Annotated in this window: 2 protein-coding genes; both read left to right on the top strand. The window is 61.7% G+C overall.

Annotated elements, in window-relative coordinates:
- The first annotated feature begins 85 nt into the window (after nucleotides 1–85).
- Nucleotides 86–5,191: a DEAD/DEAH box helicase family protein gene (locus O4H62_RS24745; protein WP_269391554.1), complete on the top strand. Its 5,106-nt coding sequence runs from the start codon at nucleotides 86–88 to the stop codon at nucleotides 5,189–5,191.
- A 249-nt stretch (nucleotides 5,192–5,440) separates the two neighbouring features.
- Nucleotides 5,441–6,000, top strand: a 560-nt coding sequence (locus O4H62_RS24750; RefSeq protein WP_269391555.1) for a ParB/RepB/Spo0J family partition protein, incomplete at its 3' end; no start/stop codon positions are given.

The following is a 6,000-nucleotide window of genomic DNA, read 5'->3' on the forward strand; positions in this document are numbered from 1 at the left end:
CCCTTTTTCAAATCCGCACGTGGCAATCGCTGCCGGGCCTCCCGGCGGTGCGGTTTCGTGCGCCCGCGTCACAGGAGACAGCAATATGTCAAATCACGATCCCTTCACCCTCGACATGCTCGGGGATTCGCAGAGCGCCCTGTTATCGGGGCTCGGCCTTGGCGTTACTGCCTTTGCCGACGACTCAAAAACGAAAGCGGCCGAACCCGATCTTCCATCCGTCGCTCAGGCCAACGGCCCAACTCCGGCCACCCCTTCCCGCAAGCCCGATTCCGATGAGACTGGGCACGGCAGCAACTTCCACCTTTCCGGAAGCCGCGATCTCGCGAACGGCTGGAAAGCCCGGGCGCGCGACAATCTCGACGCCATTGCCCTGGCTGCGACGATTGCGGCCGAGGATCGGCCCGCGACGGCGCAAGAACAGGCTCGTCTCATCCGCTTTACCGGCTTTGGCGCCTCCAATCTCGCCAACGCGATCTTTACCCGGCCGGGCGAGGTGGGGTTCCGCAAGGGCTGGTCCGAACTTGGCGAAAAACTGCAAGAAACGGTCTGCGAGGCCGATTACGCCTCGCTTGCGCGCTGCACGCAATATGCCCATTTCACGCCGGAGTTCATCGTCCGGGCGATCTGGAAGGGCCTCGAACGGCTCGGCTGGCGCGGCGGCCGCGTCCTCGAACCGGGCATCGGGACCGGTTTGTTTCCGGCCCTGATGCCGGAGGCGTTGCGTGAAGCCGCTTTTATGACCGGCGTCGAGCTCGATCCGGTTACCGCCAGGATTGCGCGGCTCCTGCAGCCGGTTGCCCGCATCATTGAGGGCGATTTCGCGCGCACCGATCTGCCGGCGCATTTTGATCTCGCCATTGGCAATCCGCCATTTTCCAATCGGATCGTGCGCTCGGACAGCGCCTATCGTTCGATGGGTTTGCGGCTGCATGACTATTTCATTGCGCGGTCGATCGATCTGCTGAAACCCGGTGCGCTCGCCGCCTTCGTTACCTCCTCCGGCACAATGGACAAGGTGGATGCGACGGCGCGCGAACACATCGCCAAATCCGCCAATCTGGTTGCCGCGATCCGTTTGCCCGAAGGCAGCTTCCAGCATGACGCCGGCACCGATGTCGTCGTCGATATCCTGTTCTTCCGCAAGCGCAAGCCGGGAGAAGATCCCGGCGACGCCAACTGGCTCGATTTGTCGGAAGTCATTTCCGCCACTGAAGACAGCGAAGCCATCCGCGTCAACCGCTGGTTCGCAGATCACCCTGACCATGTGCTCGGCCGTCATGCGACCACCCCCGGACACTTCGGTGAGGCCTACACCTGCCTGCCCGACGAGGGCGACCTCGAGGCCAATCTCGACACAGCGATCCTCTCGCTTACGGAAGCCCTCTATGACGGCGAGCCCGACGCGATCGATGTCGATCTCGAGCTTCGCCCGGTCGGCGCGGAAATAGTCCGACCCGAGGATAGGCATGTGCGCGAGGGCAGTTTTTTCTTCGACGCCTCAAAAGGCCTCATGCAGGTCATCGACGGCAAGTCCGCTCCGGTTCCCCTCCGCAAGGGGCGGTCCGGCGAGGGGTTTTCGGAAAAGCAGATCAGCACCGTCAGGAAGCTGATCCCGGTGCGCGATGCGGTACGCGCGGTTCTCAAGGCCCAGGAAACCGATCAGCCGTGGCGCGACCTGCAGGTAAAATTGCGCATCGCCTGGTCGAGCTTCGTGCGCGATTTCGGGCCAATCAATCACACCAAGGTCTTGATCGCCGAAAATGAAGAAACCGGCGAAACTCGCGAGACGCATCGCCGCCCGAACCTGCAGCCCTTCCTCGACGATCCGGACTGCTGGCTCGTTGCTTCCATTGAGAACTACGATCTCGATACGGATACCGCGAAACCCGGCCCTATCTTTTCCGAACGGGTCATCGCCCCGCCGTCGCCACCAGTCATCACTAATGCCGCCGATGCGCTTGCTGTCGTTCTGAACGAGCGAGGCCACGTCGACATCGATCATATGGCCGAGCTTTTGCATGAGAACCGCGAGACGGTCATCGAGGAGCTCGGCAGCGCGATTTACCGCGATCCGGCAGATGGGTCATGGCAGACCTCGGATGACTATCTCTCCGGTTCCGTGCGCGACAAGCTGGCGATCGCGGAAGCCGCGGCCGAACTCGACCCGGCCTACCAGCGCAATGTCGAGGCCCTTGAGGTCGTGCAGCCGGCCGATCTCAGCCCCTCAGAGATCACCGCCCGCCTTGGTGCGCCATGGATCCCCGCCAGCGATGTCGTGGATTTTGTCAGGGAGACAATGGGTGCGGACATCACAATCCGGCACATGCCGGAGCTCGCCTCCTGGGCAGTCGAAGCCAGACAGCTCGCCTATCGTGCCGAGGGTACATCCGATTGGGGCACTAAGAGACGACACGCAGGCGAGCTGCTCGCCGATGCGCTCAACAGCCGCATCCCGCAAATCTTCGACACGATCAAGGACGGCGCCAGCGAACGCCGGGTTCTCAACGTTGTCGACACCGAAGCTGCGAAAGAGAAACTGGGCAAAATCAAGTCCGCTTTCCAGACATGGGTCTGGTCCGATCCGGATCGCACCGACCGGCTGGCCCGGGTCTATAATGATCGGTTCAACAATATCGCGCCCCGCTCTTTCAACGGGGATCATCTCCAACTTCCGGGCGCCTCAGGCGCCTTTGTCCTTTATGGCCACCAGAAACGGGGCATCTGGCGGATCATCTCATCCGGCTCCACCTACCTCGCCCATGCTGTCGGCGCCGGCAAGACCATGACCATGGCGGCCGCCATCATGGAACAGCGCCGGCTCGGCCTCATCTCGAAAGCCATGCTGGTCGTCCCCGGCCATTGCCTTGCGCAGGCCGCCCGGGAATTCCTGGCGCTCTATCCAACGGCGCGCATCCTGGTCGCCGACGAAACCAACTTCACCAAAGACAAGCGCCATCGCTTCCTGTCGCGCGCCGCCACGGCCAATTGGCATGCGATCATCATCACCCATTCGGCCTTCAAGTTCATCGCCGTTCCCGCCGCCTTCGAGCGGCAGATGATCGAGGATGAACTGACCCTCTACGAGGAACTACTCACAAGGGTCGAAAGCGATGACCGTGTCTCGCGTAAACGCCTCGAACGGCTGAAGGAAGGCTTGCGGGACCGGCTGGAGTTGCTCGGCTCAGTCAAGGATGATCTGCTGACGATATCCGAGATCGGCGTCGATCAGATCATCGTCGATGAGGCGCAGGAGTTCCGCAAACTCAGTTTTGCCACCAACATGTCGACGCTGAAGGGCGTCGATCCAAACGGATCGCAGCGCGCCTGGGACCTCTATGTGAAATCCCGGTTCATAGAGACGAAGAACCGCGGCCGCGCACTGGTGCTCGCATCGGGGACGCCGATTACCAACACGCTCGGCGAGATGTTCTCGCTTCAGCGCTTCCTCGGCTTTGAGGCCCTGAAAGAACGCGGTCTGCACGAGTTCGATGCCTGGGCCTCAACCTTCGGTGATGTAACGACCGAGCTCGAACTGCAACCGTCCGGCAAATACAAGCCGGTCTCGCGCTTTGCCACCTTCGTCAATGTGCCGGAACTGATCGCTATGTTCCGTTCCTTCGCCGACGTCGTGCTTCCTGCCGATCTGAAGCGATATGTGAAAATCCCTGCCGTCTCGACGGGCAAACGGCAGATCGTCACCGCCAAGCCGACCGAGGACTTCAAGCTCTATCAGCAGGTCCTCGAGGCCCGCATCAAGGCAATCGAAAAGCGCGAAGGTCCGGCCCAACCCGGCGACGACATTCTGCTTTCCGTCATTACCGACGGGCGCCATGCGGCGATTGATCTCCGGCTGGTCGATCCCTGCAATGATAATGAGCCAGACAACAAGCTCAACAGGCTGATCGCCAACGCCTATCGCATCTGGAGCGAGACCGGAGAAAATGAGTACCTGACCCGTGACGGCAAACCCTTCGATCTGCCGGGCGCGGCGCAGATGATCTTTTCCGATTTCGGCACGATCAGCGTCGAGAAAAGCAGGGGTTTCTCGGCCTATCGCTGGATCCGCGACGAGCTCGTCCGCCTCGGTGTTCCAGCTTCCGAAATCGCCTTCATGCAGGACTTCAAGAAGTCCGAGGCCAAGCAGCGGCTCTTCGCCAATGTGAATTCCGGCAAGGTCCGCTTCCTGATCGGATCGTCCGAAACCATGGGTACAGGCGTCAACGCGCAGCTTCGCCTGAAGGCGCTCCACCATCTCGACGTCCCTTGGCTCCCCTCCCAGATCGAGCAGCGCGAGGGCCGTATCGAGCGGCAGGGCAATCAGCATGACGAGATCGACATCTTCGCCTACGCCACCGAAGGCTCGATGGACGCGCAGATGTGGCAGAACAACGAGCGCAAGGCCCGCTTCATCGCCGCCGCTCTGTCCGGCGACACGTCCGTGCGTAGGCTGGAGGATCTGGGTGAGGGGCAGGTCAACCAGTTCGCCATGGCGAAGGCGATTGCTTCCGGCGACCAGCGCCTGATGCAGAAGGCGGGCCTCGAGGCCGACATTGCCCGGCTTGAACGGTTGCGCGCCGCGCATCGCGACGACCTCTTTGCCGTTCGTCGTCAAATCCGTAACGCCGAACGTGATATTGAACACGATACGCGGCGGATCGTCGCGATCGGTAAGGACATCGAGCGTAGGATTCCGACAGCCGGCGATGCATTTGCAATGACCGTTGGCGGACAATCCTTCGCCGAGCGCAAGCCGGCCGGCCGCGCGCTGATGAAGGAAGTCATGACCCTTGTGCATCTGCAGGAGGAGAATGAGACCACCATTGCCACCATCGGTGGCTTCGATCTCGTCTTCTCCGGAAAAAGCTTCGGAAACGACGAATTCCAGTACGACGTCGTACTGATGCGGACCGGCGAGGAAACCGAGATCGATCTTGTTCTCACCGTCACCCCACTTGGTGCGGTGTCGCGCATCGAGCATGTGCTTTCCGGTTTCGAGGACGAGCGCTCGCAATACCGCTTCCGCCTCGATGACGCGGAGCGCCGGTTGGCCTCATACCAGACCCGCCAGGGTGGAGAATTCGGGTTCGAAGACGAGCTTGGCGACAAACGCAGGCAACTCGCCGGGATCGAAGCCGATCTGGCGGACGAGGTCCTGATGGAGGGGAAGAAAGCCATGGAGGTGGCCTGAAGATGACGGAGAAAGGGGACCGGTCGCAGACCGGTCTGACCGGTGACGCATTCGCTCAACCGCCGCCAGCGCCATCCCGGCCTGTTGGTCAGCGCAGGGCGTTGCGCCCCGCTCGCCCTACCGGGCAGGGATGCTCGGCCGCAATTGCACCGGCCCGCCCGCTCAGCGGTCTGGGGGAAGTCTTGAGGAACAAGACGAGAAGAGGCCTGGCGTGGTGCCGGGTCACCAATCCCGAAAAAGGAGTTCCCCATGCATATCATCAAGATCGACCCGCGCGCGCTCAAGGATAATCCTGACGACGCCCGCCGCTCGAAATCCAATCCGCAATCGGACTCGCTGATGCTGGCGACCATCAAGGCTGTCGGCATCATCCAGCCGCCGGTCGTCTCGCCCGAAGCCGATGGAGGCAATGGCTTCATCATCCAGGCCGGGCACCGGCGCACCAGGCAGGCGATCGCCGCCGAACTGGGCGAAATCGAGGTCATCGTCACGGACGCGGCCGATGATGGCGGCGCCATGCGCTCCATGGTCGAGAACATTGCCCGCGAACCACTCAATCCGGTCGATCAATGGCGGGGCATCGAGCGCCTTGTTGCGCTCGACTGGACCGAGGAAGGCATCGCCGCAGCACTGTCGCTTTCGGTGCGCCAGATCAGGAAACTCCGGCTGCTCGCCAATGTGCTGCCCGCCATGCTCGACCAGATGTCAAAAGGCGACATGCCCGATGAACGGCAACTCAGGATAATCGCTGCTGCCTCCATCGCTGAGCAGAAAGAGGTCTGGAAGGCGCACAAGCCCAAGAAAAACGA

Source organism: Parahoeflea alexandrii (assembly GCF_027214025.1).
In the GTDB taxonomy this organism is placed as follows: domain Bacteria; phylum Pseudomonadota; class Alphaproteobacteria; order Rhizobiales; family Rhizobiaceae; genus Hoeflea; species Hoeflea alexandrii_A.

What these genes read in the sequence shown, in the direction of transcription:
- O4H62_RS24745 (WP_269391554.1), top strand. Translation starts at nt 86, where the DNA reads ATGTCAAATCACGATCCCTTCACCCTCGACATGCTCGGGGATTCGCAG.